This is a genomic window from Endozoicomonas sp. NE40 (assembly GCF_040549045.1).
Lineage (GTDB): Bacteria > Pseudomonadota > Gammaproteobacteria > Pseudomonadales > Endozoicomonadaceae > Endozoicomonas_A > Endozoicomonas_A lisbonensis.
The window spans coordinates 4768982-4786550 of the sequence record NZ_JBEWTB010000002.1; the positions used below are offsets into that span (position 1 = coordinate 4768982).

Annotated in this window: 14 protein-coding genes and 2 pseudogenes; 7 read left to right on the forward strand and 9 right to left on the reverse strand. The window is 46.1% G+C overall.

What is annotated here, in order from left to right:
• Positions 1 to 4 precede the first annotated feature (4 nt).
• Entirely contained in the window at positions 5 to 913 is a 909-nt protein-coding gene (locus V5J35_RS22520; RefSeq protein ID WP_354016502.1) for a translocation/assembly module TamB domain-containing protein, read from the forward strand.
• Positions 914 to 1099: 186 nt separating this feature from the next.
• The gene (ppnN, locus tag V5J35_RS22525) at positions 1100 to 2482 is read left to right on the forward strand and encodes a nucleotide 5'-monophosphate nucleosidase PpnN (protein WP_354009278.1); all 1383 of its coding nucleotides are present in this window, start codon (positions 1100 to 1102) and stop codon (positions 2480 to 2482) included.
• 76 nt (positions 2483 to 2558) lie between these two features.
• On the opposite strand, the gene V5J35_RS22530 is transcribed toward ppnN, so the two are convergent.
• Positions 2559 to 3713: a hypothetical protein gene (locus V5J35_RS22530; RefSeq protein WP_354009279.1), complete on the reverse strand. Its 1155-nt coding sequence runs from the start codon at positions 3711 to 3713 to the stop codon at positions 2559 to 2561.
• A gap of 266 nt (positions 3714 to 3979) precedes the next feature.
• Between V5J35_RS22530 and V5J35_RS22535 the strand changes: the two genes are divergently transcribed.
• On the forward strand, positions 3980 to 5731 hold the full coding sequence (locus tag V5J35_RS22535; protein WP_354009280.1) for an SWIM zinc finger family protein: 1752 nt from the start codon (positions 3980 to 3982) through the stop codon (positions 5729 to 5731).
• Between the two features lie 43 nt (positions 5732 to 5774).
• On the opposite strand, the gene V5J35_RS22540 is transcribed toward V5J35_RS22535, so the two are convergent.
• Positions 5775 to 6551: a Mut7-C RNAse domain-containing protein gene (locus tag V5J35_RS22540; RefSeq protein ID WP_354009281.1), complete on the reverse strand. Its 777-nt coding sequence runs from the start codon at positions 6549 to 6551 to the stop codon at positions 5775 to 5777.
• Between the two features lie 190 nt (positions 6552 to 6741).
• Between V5J35_RS22540 and V5J35_RS22545 the strand changes: the two genes are divergently transcribed.
• Positions 6742 to 7650, forward strand: coding sequence for a metallophosphoesterase (locus V5J35_RS22545; protein WP_354009282.1), 909 nt, complete (start codon positions 6742 to 6744; stop codon positions 7648 to 7650).
• On the opposite strand, the gene V5J35_RS22550 is transcribed toward V5J35_RS22545, so the two are convergent.
• Positions 7610 to 7885 (reverse strand): hypothetical protein, encoded by a 276-nt coding sequence (locus V5J35_RS22550; protein ID WP_354009283.1) that lies wholly within the window; start codon positions 7883 to 7885, stop codon positions 7610 to 7612. The two genes, V5J35_RS22545 and V5J35_RS22550, sit on opposite strands and share 41 nt — an antisense overlap.
• 153 nt (positions 7886 to 8038) lie before the next feature.
• Between V5J35_RS22550 and V5J35_RS22555 the strand changes: the two genes are divergently transcribed.
• Together V5J35_RS22555 and V5J35_RS22560 are read left to right on the forward strand one after the other, a co-directional pair.
• Entirely contained in the window at positions 8039 to 8584 is a 546-nt protein-coding gene (locus V5J35_RS22555; protein ID WP_354009284.1) for a hypothetical protein, read from the forward strand.
• Positions 8585 to 9923: 1339 nt separating this feature from the next.
• The gene (locus V5J35_RS22560; protein WP_354009285.1) at positions 9924 to 10391 is read left to right on the forward strand and encodes a hypothetical protein; all 468 of its coding nucleotides are present in this window, start codon (positions 9924 to 9926) and stop codon (positions 10389 to 10391) included.
• Between the two features lie 258 nt (positions 10392 to 10649).
• Here the strand turns inward: V5J35_RS22560 and V5J35_RS22565 are convergent.
• The 6 genes and pseudogenes from V5J35_RS22565 to V5J35_RS22590 form a co-directional block, all read right to left on the reverse strand.
• A pseudogene (locus tag V5J35_RS22565) lies at positions 10650 to 11510 on the reverse strand (IS3 family transposase); the annotation flags it as partial.
• Between the two features lie 6 nt (positions 11511 to 11516).
• The gene (locus tag V5J35_RS22570) at positions 11517 to 12440 is read right to left on the reverse strand and encodes a nucleotidyl transferase AbiEii/AbiGii toxin family protein (protein ID WP_354009286.1); all 924 of its coding nucleotides are present in this window, start codon (positions 12438 to 12440) and stop codon (positions 11517 to 11519) included.
• Positions 12430 to 12966 (reverse strand): type IV toxin-antitoxin system AbiEi family antitoxin, encoded by a 537-nt coding sequence (gene abiEi, locus V5J35_RS22575; protein ID WP_354009287.1) that lies wholly within the window; start codon positions 12964 to 12966, stop codon positions 12430 to 12432. Before abiEi ends, V5J35_RS22570 begins: the two co-directional genes overlap by 11 nt.
• 214 nt (positions 12967 to 13180) lie before the next feature.
• Entirely contained in the window at positions 13181 to 14215 is a 1035-nt protein-coding gene (locus V5J35_RS22580; RefSeq protein ID WP_354009288.1) for a Fic family protein, read from the reverse strand.
• 435 nt (positions 14216 to 14650) lie between these two features.
• On the reverse strand, positions 14651 to 15037 hold the full coding sequence (locus V5J35_RS22585) for a DUF234 domain-containing protein (RefSeq protein ID WP_354009289.1): 387 nt from the start codon (positions 15035 to 15037) through the stop codon (positions 14651 to 14653).
• Positions 15038 to 15344: 307 nt separating this feature from the next.
• Positions 15345 to 15908 (reverse strand): annotated as a pseudogene (locus V5J35_RS22590) (AAA family ATPase); the annotation flags it as partial.
• Between the two features lie 711 nt (positions 15909 to 16619).
• Between V5J35_RS22590 and V5J35_RS22595 the strand changes: the two are divergent.
• Positions 16620 to 17318: a helix-turn-helix domain-containing protein gene (locus V5J35_RS22595; protein ID WP_354009290.1), complete on the forward strand. Its 699-nt coding sequence runs from the start codon at positions 16620 to 16622 to the stop codon at positions 17316 to 17318.
• Positions 17319 to 17569 lie beyond the last annotated feature (251 nt).

Consider the following 17569-nt stretch of genomic DNA (forward strand, 5'->3'; position numbering starts at 1 on the left):
CGAATTGCACTGTTCCATCTCAGGGTTTGGTGATATCTGGACGTCTCCTGACTTACGTTTCAACCTGACGGATACGCCACTTTTAAGTGGTACTCTGGCGGTTCCAAAGGCGCGTATTGAAATCAGAAGTCTCCCGGAACAGGCAGTAACAAGATCGGACGACGTAAGGATTGTTGGTCTTACAGAAACCAGTGAAGAGCAGGAGACTTCGCCCATTGCTTTGAACACAACCATAGCGCTGGGTGACGATGTTCGTATTCTGGCTTATGGGCTGACCTCAAACCTTGCAGGCATGCTTACCCTGACACAGTCTGATGGACAGCCGTTATCTGGTCAGGGCAGTGTTCAGCTGGAAGGTGGGCGCTATCGCTATCTTGGACAGGATCTGATTATCAAACAAGGGCAGATTATTTTTCAGGGACCATTGAATACGCCCTTTTTAAACCTTGATGCCATACGTAACCCTGAGGCAACTCAGGATGATGTTATCGTAGGGGTTAGGGTTACTGGTCCAACCAGAGCGCCAAGCTGGTCTGTCTACTCAACCCCGACAATGCCCCAGCAGGAACAGTTTTCCTATCTGCTGCGTGGGCGTGGTATCCAGACCGAAGGTGAGGGCATGCAATCCATTCTTCTGGGGATGGGGCTTGGTGAATTAAGCCAGACGGCAACAAAACTGGGAGATCAGCTGGGTATTAAGGACTTCAGTGTTGATACCACAGGATCCGGGGAAAATACTCAGGTATCTGTCGGCGGTTATATTGCGCCGGCGCTACGGCTTCAGTATGGCACCGGTGTTTTCAACTCGGTGAGTGAGGTCAGGATCCGGTACGAAGTCATCCCCAGGGTATATCTTCAGGCTGTGAGTGGGCTGGCGCAGGCATTGGATGTGTTTTACCGATTTGAGTTTTGACTGGCAGGCGTGGTCAGTGTAGTTAGCTATCAAAAAAGTTAGCTATCAAAAAAACAGTCTGACAGGCCGATTAAGCAAATAAGGGACAACTATCTTGAAAAACTCCGGGATGGTGTTTTGGCAAATGTATGTTGCCTGATTGATAACGGTTTGGGAAAGTAGAAGATAAGATTAAAGGAATAATCTATGAGTGAAGAAAACCAGCAGAAGACCCTGTCCGCCATCATCAACCCGGTGGGTACCATGCAGGTGCTTTCGAACCGGGAAGTACAGAAACTTCAGGATACCAGCCAGAAAGGGTTACACCGTCTGTTCAGGCAATGTTGTCTGGCCGTTCTTAATGGCGAACACGAAGGTGACTGTGCCGAAGAAATGATGTCAATGTATCAGGATTTTGATATCCGCATCATTCAGGAACAGAGGGGGTTGAAGCTGGAGCTTATCAATGCGCCAGCAGAAGCTTTTGTAGCAGGCAAGCTGGTGCGCGGAGTACGGGAAAATCTGTTTTCCGTGTTGCGGGATATTCTCTACGTCTCATCCCATATCAGCGATGATCCTCGCTTTGACGATGGCAATGGCACCGATATTACCCACATGGTGTTTGAGATTCTGCGTAACGCCGGGGCGTTTATTACCAAACAGGTGCCGAATACAGTGGTCTGCTGGGGTGGACACTCGATTGGACGTGAAGAATATGAGTACACGAAGAAGGTTGGCTACCATCTGGGGCTGCGTTATCTGAATATCTGTACTGGCTGTGGACCGGGCGCAATGAAGGGACCAATGAAAGGAGCTTACATTGCTCATGCCAAACAGCGGGTAAAGCGCGGTCGCTTTATCGGTCTGACCGAGCCGGGCATTATTGCTGCCGAATCTCCTAACCCTATTGTTAATGAACTGATTATCCTGCCTGATATTGAAAAGCGGCTGGAGGCTTTTGTTCGCTTTGGGCATGGCGTTGTTGTATTTCCGGGAGGACCGGGTACCTGTGAGGAAATTCTCTACCTGCTGGGTATTCTTCTGAATCCCGCTAATAAAAATATGCCTTTCCCATTAGTCTTTACCGGCCCTGCATCGGCAAAAAGCTATTTTGAAGATATTGATGCCTTTATTGGTAAAACCCTTGGGGCAGAAGCCCAACAGCGCTACCAGATTATTGTCGATGATCCACTGGAAGTAGCCAGAACCATGCGTGACGGGCTGGAAGCTGTCACCCGCTACCGACGTCAGCATGGTGACGCCTACTACTTCAACTGGTTACTGACGGTTGACGAACACTTTCAGAAACCGTTTGAACCGACCCATGACAATATGGCTGCCCTTGAGTTGAAACTGTCCCTGCCAGCCCACGAGCTGGCAGCTAACCTGCGTCAAGCTATGTCAGGCATTGTTGCGGGCAATATCAAAGAAGAGGGTGTGATTGCCATCCGGGAAAACGGACCGTTCCAGCTCAGTGGTGATCCGGAACTGATGCGGGAAATGGACGCACTGCTGCAATCGTTTGTCGACAGCTATCGTATGAAATTGCCGGGCAGCCACTACCAGCCCTGTTATCAAATCGTTCAATAAGTCGATCAGGAATAAGCTCCGGTGCTTCTGAAGTGCCGGGCACTGGTTTCTTTGCTTAAAGCAGCTCCTCCGGACTTCATTCATCTTCCTCCTGAATCTTATCTAACTTAAGAAAGTCTGGCATTCCCATATCAGGTTGGTTTTTCGTCTCATCAATATTATGTCCTTTCAAGTTAGTCCCATAAATGAAAAAACCAGCTTCTTTAACTTTATCTTTTGAGCGCAATAGTTTGACACTGTTTCTTGCTATTTTTCCCAGATTTCGTCCCCTCACAGGATGTTTTTCATCGTAATGAGCTTTGCGCATGACAACCGGGCGATTAGAGGGTTTCTCGCCATCATCGTCACCACTTCCAGAAGAGCCACCCGCTTGACTTATTGTGTGTAGCCCCCGATTAACACTTCCTGATGTGCCATAGCCACTTTGACCAATTGTTCTTTTTTGGGACGTTCGTGTATTACTATTTTGGGAGCCAGTACATTTCCTGATGTGGGATACACCCATTTCAACAGGCTGTTTTAACGATCGAACTTCAACACCACAGCCAATAGTAAGATGACTCAAACTGCCTCCATTAAAGGTAATGACAACGATTTCTTTTTCATTGGCAATGTCCTGATCTACTTTAATTTCATGAAATTCTGGAAAGGTATGACTAGTTGCTTCGTTCACCTCTCCATTTGGCAAGACAGGGTGTTTAAGGCAATAAATGTTGTTTTTCTGATCACAGAGATGCCACATAGAGCGGTTTACAGGTACTACATCGGTAGGGAGTTCGCCCATAACAACATCAGCTTTTTGATGACTTAACCAGGAGAAAAGAGTAAACACCGGCTTTAACGACACGACCTGTAACGAAGCAACCCCCACGGCCAGATTTGAGAATTTATGGTTCCATTGTAATAAAGCTTGTAAATACTGCTTTGCCTGTAGAACATAAATTCCTGTCATGGAGCCATCGACTGAACCTCTCAGATGATGTCCATTAACAAAAATATCATCTGAAACCTCCTGTGAACCAGATATTAATAATTGGAACGAATTACCAAGATTAGAGTTTTCAACTGTATTAATAATGCCTTTCAGATTATTCCCGGCAGGCAACGAAATAAGTTCATCCGATGGTAGAGATAGCACCGAACCAGGCTGTGCATTGGCTTCACTGATAAAATTTGCCGAACATAAATAAAAAAAAGCAATCACAGGCTTGAGAAAAGAAAACCTCGTCATAAAACCCACCGACTATTGCCATATTTATTTACACACATTCCTGCGTTCGCCAGTCACTATAGTCACCAGTTCGACATTGCTCAATTTTAAAGAGCTGATTTGTAATGCTTTTTACCATTTGTGTTATAAAACAGGATAAGGTCTAAACAGGCATGAGCGAGGAAATGCAAATTTCGGTTATTATTCCCGGCATTAAGGTGTTTGACCGCTGCAAAGCGGCTTCGGCGAAAGGGTGATAGGATTACCTTAGACTACTGGAGACTCTCTTGAACGAATTTCCCGATATTACCGATGAACTGCTGATCAAGCTGGCAGGTAAAAAAGCATTTGCCCTGGGGCAGGTCTGTTTTGAACAAGGAGCTGTGACTGCATTGAAAACCCGTGGCAAAAAGACCACGGCAACCGTACCGCCCACTTCAACTAACCGGGGCGGACAGGTTAAGTTGCACTATACCCAGAAAGGTATTGAAGGCAGCTGTGATTGTCCTGAATCTGATGGTATAGACTTTTGCGAACACTGTGTCGCGGCGGCGCTGGCGCTGCGAGCCCGGCAGTCAAAGCCAACTCTCAAGAAGAGTGCAAAACCGGTCGAGGTTCTAACCCGCTATTTTGAACGGCAAAGCAAGGAGGATTTGCTGCAAACACTCGTCCAGGTGATTAACGGTGACAAGTCGCTTCGACAGAAATGGCTATTGCAGGCGGATAATGCTTTGGGTCGTCTGGATAAAGATGCCTTGCGTAAACGTATAACTTCCGCCATACCTTTCAAACGCAGTATCCAGCGATACCACCGTGTCAGAAAATATTTTGCCGATATGGAAAAGGCATTGGCTACTTTGCAGGAACCTGTTCAGTTACTGCCTGCGGAGGAACAACTGGAGCTGGTGGACTATGCCCTGGAACGTCTGGATAAGGCAACAGACATGATTGATGATTCCGGTGGTTACCGATTTACGGCTATTGAGCTGTTGCAGGCTATTTATCGATCTGCATTCGCAAAGGTATCATGGACAGAGCAGAAAAAAGCTAAGCATCTGGTACAGATATTAACCAGCAATGAGTACGGTTTTTACGGCACTGTCCCTGACGACTATGTTGAGTCGATAAGCCCTGAATGTGTTGACCTGTTCTATGCCGCCGTTCGTAAACAGTGGGATGCCCTGCCACAATGGCAAGGTGGTGACTGGCAGGAAAAACGACAGTATTCAGCCCTGCAGCGCGTCCTTGAGCAAGCGCTGAAACACAATGATGACATTGCTGGTCTTATTGAGCTGCGCCAGAAAGTCGTTGAAACCCCTTACGATAACATCAAACTGGCTAAACTGAACCTGCAATTGCAGGATTATGCCCAGGCTCAGGCATGGCTCGATAAAATTCAGGGAACTCCTCTGGCGAACAGCGCCGGGGCTCAGAAAATACAGCAGGAAATACTGATGGGTACTGGCCAGCCCGGGTTAGCGCTGGAACAACAGTGGCGTACTTTCAGAACTCACCGGGACCTGGAGGAGTACAAGGCTCTGAAAGTGATGGCTGTACGGTCTGGTGACCAGAGAAACTGGTATCAAAAGGCAGAAACTTTCCTTGAACAGGAAATATCAGCCCTGGATGACGGGTATTTTGAACGCTACCAGAAGCAGGATTTGATTAACCTGCTGGGCTGGATTTATCTGGAAGAAGAGGATTCTGAAAAGTTATGGAACCTGATTAATCAGACTGCCATTGATTTGAATATTGATCCCAATTTGCTGCGCATCGTTGGCAGACGTTCAGTACATTCTCCGCAGAAAGCCCTGTCGTGCTATCGTCGTATAGTGCATTTTCATGTCAGCTCGGGGAACAATGAAGGCTATCGAAACGCGATAACCCTGTTACAGGAATTGCATGAACTTCTACCGGGCGGTGAACATGCTCATTCCCTGAAAGCTCTTTTGCAGGAAGTCAGAGTTAAATATCGTATCAAACGCAATTTTATGGCATGGCTTGATGAAGCCTTTCCTCTGGAGCCGTCTGCTGTATAGCGAAGTCAACGGAATATGCAGCTAACCTCTAAATGACTTTGTTTTAACCGGACAGGTGACCCTCAAGCCATGTTTTGAGTTTGTCATAATGGCTACCTTTCCAATAAATTTGCTGACAGCTGTGGCACTGGAAAAATTCGGAATAATACAGTCGGGTCTCTTCCTGTAGCTGATGACGAACCTGCTCTGCTGCCACCGGTTTGATAATATCATTGCACAAACTGCAACGAGTAAAGGGCTTGAGTTGTGTTTCCAGCTGCAGGGCTAAAATCAACTCTTTCAATTGCAGGCGAGGCTGGGTGTTCCTGAACCAGTAACCATGGGTCACTCGCCTATATTTAAGAATGCCCAAATCTCTGGTCAGGATAATACGGCTTTCTTTCAGGGCTATTTCTACGATTTCTTCGTCCTCAAAGTCATTTCTGTACAATGTATCAAGCCCCAGAATCCGCAAATATCTGGTCAGTTTGCCAAGGTGAACGTCAGCAATAAAACGGGGATTTCGTAAAGGAGCCGGGCGTAGCTTCTGTAAACTGCCGAGATCAAGACGTTCAAAGACCGGATAGACTGATACTCGCTCCCCCCCTGAAATCTGCTGGTCAAAGCTGGATGACTGCCCATCAATCAAAATCAGGTCAACTTCTGTATGTGGAACCTGCTGGGCTTCGATGGCATCTTTGACGGACGGGGTACCTGTAAAGCGATAGACTTTACTTTGGTAGCGGCAAGATACGGGCAGGTGATCATTCAGTTCCGCGTAGAAGCGGAAACAGGCCTGCCTTTGAATGAAATTGTGAGTGAGTTCAGTTCTTTTTGCCATAGTGTTCCTGGCTTAGGGAGTTCTTCCCGGAACCGGAGTGGCAATTCTACAATATCAGGCCAGTCATTTAACCCTGATGACCAGACAGGCTTGTTCTAAAGGCTGTAACTCTAGAGTCTGATGACGATAATAACTAAACGCAAACAACACTCATACAACAGGCAGACAGTATTTGTAAGGAGCAATCATTTTGTACGACATCATCGGCGATATCCATGGCTACGGCACACCGCTGGCAGATCTCCTGAAAAAACTCAACTATACAGAGCAAAATGGTGTGTTCCGACACCCTGAGCGAAAAGTGATTTTTGTAGGTGATTTTATTGACCGTGGCCCGGAGCATAAAAAAGCATTAACCATCTGCCGCAGCATGGTGGAGCAGGGGAGTGCGCTGGCCGTGATGGGAAATCATGAGTTCAATGCGATTTGTTATGCAACACCTGATCCTGAGAATACAGGCGTCTTTTTGAGAAAGCATACCGAGTCAAACCGGAAGGCACATCAGGCCTTTCTGAATGAATACCCACTGGGTTCGGCGGAATATGAAGACATGATCGACTGGTTCCGCACTCTGCCGCTGTTTCTGGATTTAGAGGCAATACGTGTGGTGCATGCTGTCTGGCATCAGCCAAGTCTGGACGTTATACAACCATGGATTAACGTTGATCACTGCCTGTTGACCGATGCTTATGTTCAGGCATCAAGGCGTGGAAGTGATGTTTATAGTGCGATTGAAAATCTTCTCAAAGGCATCGAGTTCAAACTGCCGGAAGGATGTAGCATTAAAGATCAAAACGGAAAGGCTCGCACCGAAGTACGCCTGAAATGGTGGGACAAGCTGGCAACCCGACTACCTGAAGCGGCAACCAATACGGGCAATGTTGATTTACCTGAGATGGATTTACCCGGAAATATCTACCGTTACAGCGATTCTGTGCCGTTATTCTTTGGACATTACTGGATGCAGGGAATCCCTGAAACACTTAGCCCTAACATAGCCTGCGTGGACAGTGAAAACGGTAGGCTGGTGGCTTATCGCTGGCAGGGAGAGAAAATACTCAACGATGATCACTTTGTGTGGGTTGACTGGGAGGTGTGATGTCTTCAGAAAATAAGGCACTCGTAATGTCACTCCACTCCACGCCTAAAATATCCCAGAGGTTGGCGACAGTACTCAGAAGCATAAACACACAAAAAGCCATAGCGTTGGCAAGCACAAAGACCAGTGTTAAGCGTTTTGAAAACAGGCGGATAAGGCTACCAACAGTCAGCTGACCCAGGAAAAACAGCCCGAGTAAGAAGAAAACAAGTACTAAGACCTGAGCTATCGTCATTACTGTAGTCCTTCGCGGTCCCTGAACATTACTGCATTCAGGATAGATTCTACACGGTTGACAGCCAGCCCCGGGGTTCTAAAGTAAAGAGGTAGCGCCGATTTATTCCCACTTGCAGGCGCTTAACAAATTTCGCTAAACAGGAGATGTGTTATGTCATCACAGCCCATTGCCACCACAGTTGTTATCACAGTCAACGGAACCCCTGTTCACGGGGTAATCACCCACTACAACCCTTACGATATCACCATAGAAATTACCCGGCCGTTTACTGGTTTCACGACAGGGTGTCATATTCCCTGCTTTGCACGGAATCACCGAAATTACAGGGGGGAGTCGGGCAGGGAGAAAGTGATTGAACTGTTGACCGGGCTATATCTCGATCTGGTCACAGTGAGTTCAAAAAAGGGACATTTGCTGTCAGAGATGAAAAAAAACGGGGGATTGCTGGATACCATCAGTAAAATGCAGGAAGAGCAAACTACGCTCCGGCAGCAAAAAGCCTCACTTAAAAAATACTTTAAACACAAAGTCATTTCCCAGAAGAGTTATCAGTCGCAAGTCAAAACACTCAAAGACAGGGATTTTGCACTGCATATGGCAATGGATACGGCTAAAACTGACTTTATTGAGAAGCACCTTTCCAGGCTCTGTGGCTTTGTCGGCATGAAGCAGCTGTTTGATTTTCTGGCAAAGTGAGATGCCAGTTCTACAACTTAACCCTTCACATTGTTGACCTGCCCACAAACTGAGTTATTTCATGGGTTCAATCTGAAACAGATTATTTGCCTGTGTCGTTAGCGGGTGACGCCTTGCGGATAAATGCACGTATCACCGGGTAGAACCTCGGAGACTCATCCAGATCGTTATGTCCATGGTTTTTAAACATTTCTGTTTCAGAGGGACCGCGCCAGGCTTGAACTAGCTTCTGGCCATGAGAAGGTGAAATGATCTGATCTCGTGCGGCAATGAGAAATAACGCCGGGGTAGAGAGGTGATTTGCGGCACTCACACTGTCAAAGGAGTGTCTTAGAAGCCAGGGTGCCGGCAACCACACCACTACCCAGGCTTCGCCCCATCAGAATTATTTTTTCAGAGGCAATGCCTTTCTGCTGTGTCAGATATTCATACTGAGCCCAGGCATCATTTGTCAGTGCCTTCTCAGATGGTGTGCCAGTACTGCTACTATAGCCCTGATAGACGCTTACGGCGTGCCGTTTATTTTGAATTTTTTTCTGTTAAGTGCGTCCCTTCTGTTTAAAAAAAATAAAAGACGTCTACCTTGATAGGGTGATCATCTGTAATAAAAATTAAAGGAACAATGATGCTGATAAGATCCGGGTTGATCTCAGGTATTTTTTTATGTTTTCTTTCTTACTCTTCGGTTGCGTTGGCTAAAAATGATGATGTTTCTCGTGAGGTGGATCCAACCAGTACAGAGGAGTCAATCAGACAAATACTTAATGAAGATCCCGATTGTCCTGACAGAAGTCCCGATCCCCTTGTAGCGCTCTTTGAACCAGAAGCGGAGCCTTCTCAAACTCGCTATGGCTCGACGGAAGATACTGCAGTGAATCGGAGGTTACCAGGTAACTACCTATTATCACTTAACACTGACTCAGGAGATACGGTTGACACGAGAATTACCGTAATAGCTCCGGTTCCGGCTCTGGAAATCAGAGCCAGAGAATGTATCGCGCACCCCAATGAACCCTGTAACTGTATGTCGCGTCTGAATTCCATTCTGGCTACTGCCAGGCAACCCTCCCCTAATTCTCAAGGTAGCTTTCCAGCTTCATTTGCAGATAATTCGAATTATGATGGCCCTCATCAGTCTGTGAGGATAAGAGATGAAGACATTCCGTATTTAAGGGGACTTTTCCGGACATTCGATAGCATACACCCGTTGCTCCCCAGAGTATCATATACGTGCAATCCTGATTGCAGCACCAGGACTGTAAGAAGAACTATACTGGGAGCCTATGGAGCCGGGTGTGGCGGTCTTTGTGTTTTTGGCGTACTTACAGGAACCTCGTTGATGAAAAAGGTATTGGCAGTAAAGGTGGTGTCAATATTAGGGCTTACTCTATCTATACCATTAGCATTGGGTGGTTTGCCGATTCTGGCCATCTACGACAATAGAAGACCGTTACCGTGGATTGCAACCATTCGAATGCCCAGATTTGTCCTCCTGTCAACCAAAGATAAAATTCAGCGGCGATTCAATAGAGTAATGGAGCAACTCGCTAGAGAAAGAGACGCTCGCCTGATTTCAGTACATTCTATTAATCCGGAATGGTTCGAAGATGGAGCGGTTGAAGCATCTGGACAACAATTCGAAGATGATATGGATGATGAATCTGAACCGGACATAGTGCTGCGTGTTCAGGTGCTACTTCCAGCCTCTATCGAAAGCCAGGAAGGTGCATTTGAGTATCTTGGGCTACTCCGTGAAACCATCGATAGTGTGACGGTTACTCTTGAAAGAAAACGGCAGCGGCGATAAAGAAAAAATATATATGGGACACTCATAAAACACTCGCACAAAACATTTACTTTTTTACATAAGACAGCCATAAAATGTCGCCTTGCAACCCACCTCCGACCTCTGCTGATTTTCCAATACAGCATGAGAAAGGCATGCTTGAGAGCGGCTATTCAGGCTTACTCGATAAGATTGAAGTGGTCCCCAGTAATCAAACAACCTGAGTGGTAAGTAAAGCTCTAATCCATTGTTATTCAGGCCTCAGGCTGCCTGTTTAAAGTACATCTGATCCGGAGTATTATCATCCAAACTCTGATGGGGACGTTCCGAGTTATACAGCTGGAAATAGCTCTTTAGTTCTTGTTTCAGTTGAGCCCCATTATCGAATGCCTTCAGGTAGACACATTCATACTTTACACTGCGCCAGAGTCGCTCCACAAATATATTATCCCGGTAGCACCCTTTGCCATCCATGCTGATCCTGACATTGTGCTTCTTGAGAACACCCGTGAAAGCATCACTGGTAAATTGACTGCCCTGATCACTGTTGAAAATCTCCGGGGCTCCATAGCGATTCAGAGCCTCTTCAAGAGCATCCACACAGAAATCAGCGTCCATAGTATTGGATACCCGCCAGGCCAGAACCCGGCGACTGTACCAGTCCATAATGGCTATCAGATACATAAAACCACGCTCCATCGGAATGTATGTCAAGTCAGTTGCCCAGATCTGATTCGGACGATCTATGACCAGCTCCTTCAGCAGATAGGGATAAATCTTGTACCCCATCCCTGGCTGACTGGTTCTTGGTTTTGGATAGATTGCCTCCAGACCCATTTGCCGCATCAGGCGACGGACTCGTTTCCTGTTAATGCAATAGCCTAAGTTGCGCAGGAATGTGCACATCTTTCGTGACCCGTAAAACGGTGTTTTTAGATGCTGCTCATCTATCAGACGCATCATTTCAAGATCCTTTGTCAGATCCTTGCGCGACTGGTAATACGGCGATGATCGTGAAATACCCAGCAAACGACACTGCCTGACGACTGAGACTTCTGGATGATGGTGCTCGACCATAGAAACGCGTACGCATTTTTTCAATGATCGAATGGGGTTAATGTAACGGTTTTGGCGGGGTATTGCTTACTAAAGTATAAACTCATGGTTGTCTTTAGGGTTTCCATAAAGTTCTGCTTTCAACTGACCAAGCAGCTTGAAGAGAGAGCTGTTGAGATAGCCTGAAAATTTTTCTTTCCCCAAAGTACGTTCGTATACAGCAGTCGGAATAAATCGCTTCATCTCAGTCTGAAGTTTTCCTTCTGCCAGAATACCGGATAATGAACTTAACCTTTGCTCCAGGGCCTGCTCAAAATCGTTCATTCGATAATCTGCGACTTTTTTTGCAACCAGGGTTGAATCCAGCCCAGCTCCCTGCTGTTGCAACCAGACTAAATCCCAGATATCACGGTAGCGTATATATCGTCGTGTCGCGGGTAGTGAAACCAGTTTATCTGCCATGATTTCATTGAGCGTTTCAACATAGACGAGCGTGTCCTCATACCCATCTGGCAAAAAATCATAGTTTTTTAAAAGGGGCAGGGCGCTTCGGGTATAGGCAGGAATATTGGCCACTTCGATCTTGATTCGTTGTTTAGGAATATCTTTTCGATCAGGTGCTGTGATAATGAAAATCTGCCATTTATCAATTTTGAGTTCTGCGTACTCAGGCTCCTGTTTTAGACGATTTGGCTCCTTTACGGAAACTTCCAGCCCATATCGTTTGCCGATATAGTCTTCAATACATTGTTTAATGGTTTTCAGCTTTGCTGAAGAAAAGTCAGTGCCTCCAGCAAAATCCAGGTCTTCACTGAACCGATTGCCACCATAACAGAGCCTCAGGGAAGTCCCCCCCTGAAACACTAATTCATCCAGTAGTCCAGCCTGATCCAGGCAAAACAGAATGTCGTAGTGCAGTAATTCTTTTTCAATGACGGGCCGCATGCTGGCCACATGGCTACTGGTTAATGCTTGCTCAACCAGATAATTAAAATCTGCCGGGTTAATCTTCATAAACCGCCTGCTCGTCAACCAGGTGAGTGTTTCTGCCAACACGCTTTAAGTCTCGCCAGGCAGCCTCTTTTGTTGCCATCCGTAAGGGGCGCCCGATGGAATGAAAGCTGTTAATAATCTGAGGCGCCGGACGTTTGGTGTGGGTGAACTCGATTGTTCCAAAGGGGGTTGTGTATTCGCCTTTACGCCCGGTGGTCATCACCGTTAACCGGTCAATAGGAATCTGAGAGATAACCCCGTACTCTGAAAGGGCTGATTCAAGGCTCAGATAATTGTACTCACCCCGGCGCATAGTTCTGGCGACGAGCTCCAGAGTGTCTTTGCCTTTTTTCTGCGAAAGGGCGAAAACGTAGATGCCTTTGATCGCCCTGATCAGAAAGCCTTGTTTGACCAGCCGGTTTAATCCGGCTTTCAAGGTTCTTGCGCTGTCTTCAGGAAAGACTTTGGCAATATCCTGATAGGCGAAGACATAGCGCCCCTCCTTATCGAGAGCAGACAGACGCTCGATGGCTAATGATTGGTTCATACGTAATTAGTATACACAAAAGACAAGTATTAGTGTTTTATATGTATACATAATAGCAGTTGTTCAAGTGTACATAAAGAACATTTATAGATGTTTTATCTGTTCGCTTTTGGGGCGGGTGATATGTTTGAATGTGAAACTCCTGCCTTACCGTTTAGCGCGTTGTGAAAACCCTCACCTTATGGGATTAAATATCTGAATCTGGAGCCCTTAATCATTGGCTTACCAGAGACAATCCTTCCTGACTGATCAGGTAACTCTGTTTGGGACTGTTAGGGCTTTCGGGGTTAGTCATAATGATTAATCCCAGATCAAGAGCGGGTTTGAGATAATTTTTACGAAATGTAGGACGATGTTTTAATCCCAGATTTTGCATCATATCCGGAACCTTCAGTGCAACCTCGGGAGCTGCCAGAAAATGGGTAAGCAGACTCTTTACTTGGTCGCTTACTTGTCTGTTTACTTGGTCGCTGTATTGCTTAGGTTCACTTTCAAGGGCTTCGTGAAGTGCCTGCTCTATGGCTTTGAGGGTGAATTTAATGAATGGTGTCGAATCACTGGTCTTATCAGACTCCCGTAATGCTTGATAGTACGCCTCCTGCTGATCTCGAATGATTGTTTCTACGGGCAGAAAGGCCATTGGTTCTCGCCACTTTGACAGCATCAGGGTTTGCCAGAAGCGACCCATACGACCATTACCGTCTGTAAAGGGGTGTATGAATTCAAATTCGTAGTGAAATATACAGCTGGCAATTAAAGGGTGTAGATCGGTGTCCGCAACCCAGACAAGAAGTTCAGACATAAGTCTGGATACCTGTGAGGGTGGTGGGGGCATATGGATCAACTGCTCATCTCTGTAGATACCAACACCAGAATTCCGCCAGCAGCCAACCTGGTCGGTCAATCCTCTCATGAGCGATGTGTACACTTGCAATAAATCGTTAGGGCAGGCTGGATCAAGAGCTGGCAATAAGTCATAAGCGGCAAAAGCATTCTGTACTTCAAGAACTTCTTTCGGCTGTCCCAGTACTCGTTTTCCTTCAAGAATGGCAGTAACCTGCTCAACGCTGAGAGTATTATGCTCAATAGCCAGAGATGCTTGAATAGTTCGAATCCTGTTGCCACGACGAAGAATTGGAGTTGATGAAGAATACTGGCCAGCACTGTATCTACCTAACAGTTCACTGATAATGGCAACGCAGTCAAGAATGGTTGGGGTAATAGTAAAAGGAGGTTGATATTTTGCCATAAAGATCAGTTTGAAGCCTTTGGGTCTTTAACGGCAAATTATTGCATATTGAAAAGCAGACAAACAGAAACAGAGATATCAATGTTCATTGATGGCAAAATTTGGTGGCGTACTAAATGCGTTGATAGTGATTTTTTGAGATAAATTAGACCTAGGCGTGACCTAAACTGTCCGATGGATCATAAACTGGTAACCCTGATAATGGACAGTTTGCACCCTAAATGCTTTCAGGATGCCTGTGGTCGGAGCAAGACCGAAACACTTGTTTCAGACGTTCATCCCTCCTAACTGCCTTGAGTCCATCTGAATATTAATAGTCATATTAGCCATGAATTTAAAATCACGCCTGTGTACTTGGTAAGGAAAAAACATTTTCATGCGCGTAGCGTCGCCTGTTGACCAATCGGACAGCACAGCTATGGTGAAGCAACCTTGTCAAAACCAATTTGCCAGATCGTCCAGAGAAAAGCCCCTGTACTCAATATCATATCCCTTTAGTTGCTGTACCAGCCTGGTGGCTTTCTCCTGTAAATGCGTTTTGTGGATATTTTTTGGGTTGCGCTTAATTTCAGCAATCAGGACTTTTTTATCCAGATCATTAACCGCCACAAGATCGATCTCATTCTTATTCCCTCTTTCCCAGTAACTACCCACAATGTTGTATTCACCGGTTTGTGCAATAATTTCCCGAACGATTTCTTCCAGCCAGTGACCGCTCCAGGTTGGGTAGTCACGCTCAATGACTTTATGGATAAACGGAAAGTTGCCAATCTCTACTGCGCTGCTTATAAATAAAGCGAAACCAGAAAGCCAGGAAAACATCGGCAATGCGGTATTTAACCAACCGGGTTCCCGGTTTAGACAACACTGGTCGGTTGCGACTGATAATATCAAATTGATTTTCCAGGCGATCAAGCTGTGGCCCCACGGAAATACCCAGCAAAGATTCTATTTCAGGTCGGCTCGTACTCCCGGAAGCAATAGCAACCAGTATGGAAAAATAGGTACCATGTTCAAGCCCAAATTCTTCTGCCAGACGATAATGTCCTTCCTCAATGACCAGACTGTGTTCGTTAATCAGCTGTGGCCAAAGGTCGGTTTCAGGGTCAATGTTAAGCAGCCACTCCAGCTATTTTGGAACACCGCCACTGAGCATGTACCATTGCAATAGTTTTTCAGGCTTAAACTCCTGCCGGTCATTCAGCATCTGGGCGATATAGCGGCAACGCAACGGCTGAAGGTTGATGCGATGATCGGCTCGACCAAACAATGGCTCACGTCCATCCTGAAACAATCGGGTCATAAGGCTGTATAAAGAGCCACAGCAGACCAGGTGCATACGACTTTGTTGTCTGTATCGATCCCACAAATCCTGAAGTTCGGAAAAAAACGCTCGATTAACTCGCTGGATATCCTGAAACTCGTCCAGTATGACGGTAATCGGTGTCGTGATGCTGAACTGCAACAGAACTTCCATGACTTCCCGAAGACGGGCAGGCTGACCAAATATGGGAATATTTAAAACCGTTCTGATTTGCTCGACAAACTCCTCACACAGCAATGACTCCTGTTTTCTGGACACAAACAGGTAGATAGAGGCTGCAGAAGTATTACTCTGAGGAAAGGTTTTATTTAACAGCGCTGTTTTACCTACCCGACGCCTTCCTACGACAGTCGTCAGGTGAGCAGTTCCTTTAGAGAGAACGGATTATTTCAAGGTCATATCGTTTATATTTTTTGGATGATTTAGTCAGGGTTAGTGAAACGGGTCGTAGGACCGATTTCTGAATACAATCAACGGCTTTGTTTATCTTTTCCAGAATTTCCTGAGAATCATCAAAGCTTTCACAAGGGACTAATTTTTCACACTGATAGCACCAGGCCACTTGCCTGTCCAGATTGCACTCACCTTCCTCATAAACATATTTGAACCGTCCCCATAAAAGTGTCGTGCAACTGCGGAAGTCACAATGGCTGCAATGCAGATTGATGGAAGGCATTGACATGGTATTTATCCCATTATTTTCATTATTCTAAGCGAAAGCAGCGATCAGGACCGCATTGGTTTCAATGCTACTGGAACGGGATAGGTGTTACCTTGGCAGAGATCATGATATGAGTTGCGCTGTCTGTACTATCACTTTCTCCTAAGAAAACAGGCAGCGCTGCTTGCATGAAATACTGGTAAACAGAGGGATTGGTCGTTTCATTCACGCAGCGACGCAATAAGACTCTGTACCTGTCACATTTTTATTTCTTATTGGCACCCTGAGTCGTCTGGTTCTGTCTTATAGTGTCTGCACAGTTAGCCATCCATTGCTAACTGTATATAAACACAGTGGAGTAGATATAGAGTAACACAGTCCGGTATCACTATGGATTTTCCTTGATATCGAGGTGAGTTATGTGTGCTGAAAAAGTCAAAATTCGTGCAGCTGTATGGATTGATGGGCGACAGAGGCAGAAAGTGAAATATCTTCCCAGCCAGGAAGCCGCTGAACAATGGAAGCTGGATACCGAACGCTTTATGCAACAGGTGAAGGTGATAAAGGAAATGGAGACTAAGGTCGGGCAGGACAGCCCACAGGCTCAGGCGCTCAGGCAGGTTCTGAAAAAGGAAGGACGTCGGGCTTTGTCTGTTAATGATTGCTTGGATTTACTGGACCAGGCGGAGAATTTTCTGAGGGTTCACTTGGGGCCTGAGTATCCATCTGTGATGGATGCTTCTGACTTACAGGCGTATTACGACAAGAGACTGGTGGAAAACGCAAGTCAGGAGGAACTTGCTGCAGAAACCTTGCTGTTGAAGCTGTTTTTTCAATGGAGTGCTGAGGAGGGAACGAACAGCAGCAATAAAGTACAGGTTGCTTTTGACAAAATGATCTATGAAAACTCGGACTGTTTGAAGGTGGGGCCGCTTCCATATATTGATGTGATAGAAGCAGAGGAACTTGAAAGCCCAATAAATAATAATAACCAGCTTCGGGATGAAAAAATCCGCCAGTTACATGCGGATGACCTAAACCAGAAAGAGATCGCGGCAATACTCGGGGTCAATCAGTCCACGGTTAGCAGGGTCTTGAAAGCCATGAAACGAAAGTGATGCACAGTATGCAGTGCCTGCATATTCGCATGCAAAAGCATGGGGTACACAAGTTGTGGACGTTCACTCAGGCCAGTTATTTCAAGGGGTGGAAGAGGCCATCCGAAAATATGCATCTGCATACGCCATGTCCTAAATTCAGACGCAAATAGACGTTTCCTGACGGGTTCGACAGCGTAAACATTCAACCGGAGGTTCCCCGTGAGCCCTTGCCATCCGCTTCCTGCGGGCAAAAAGAAACCCGCGCTACT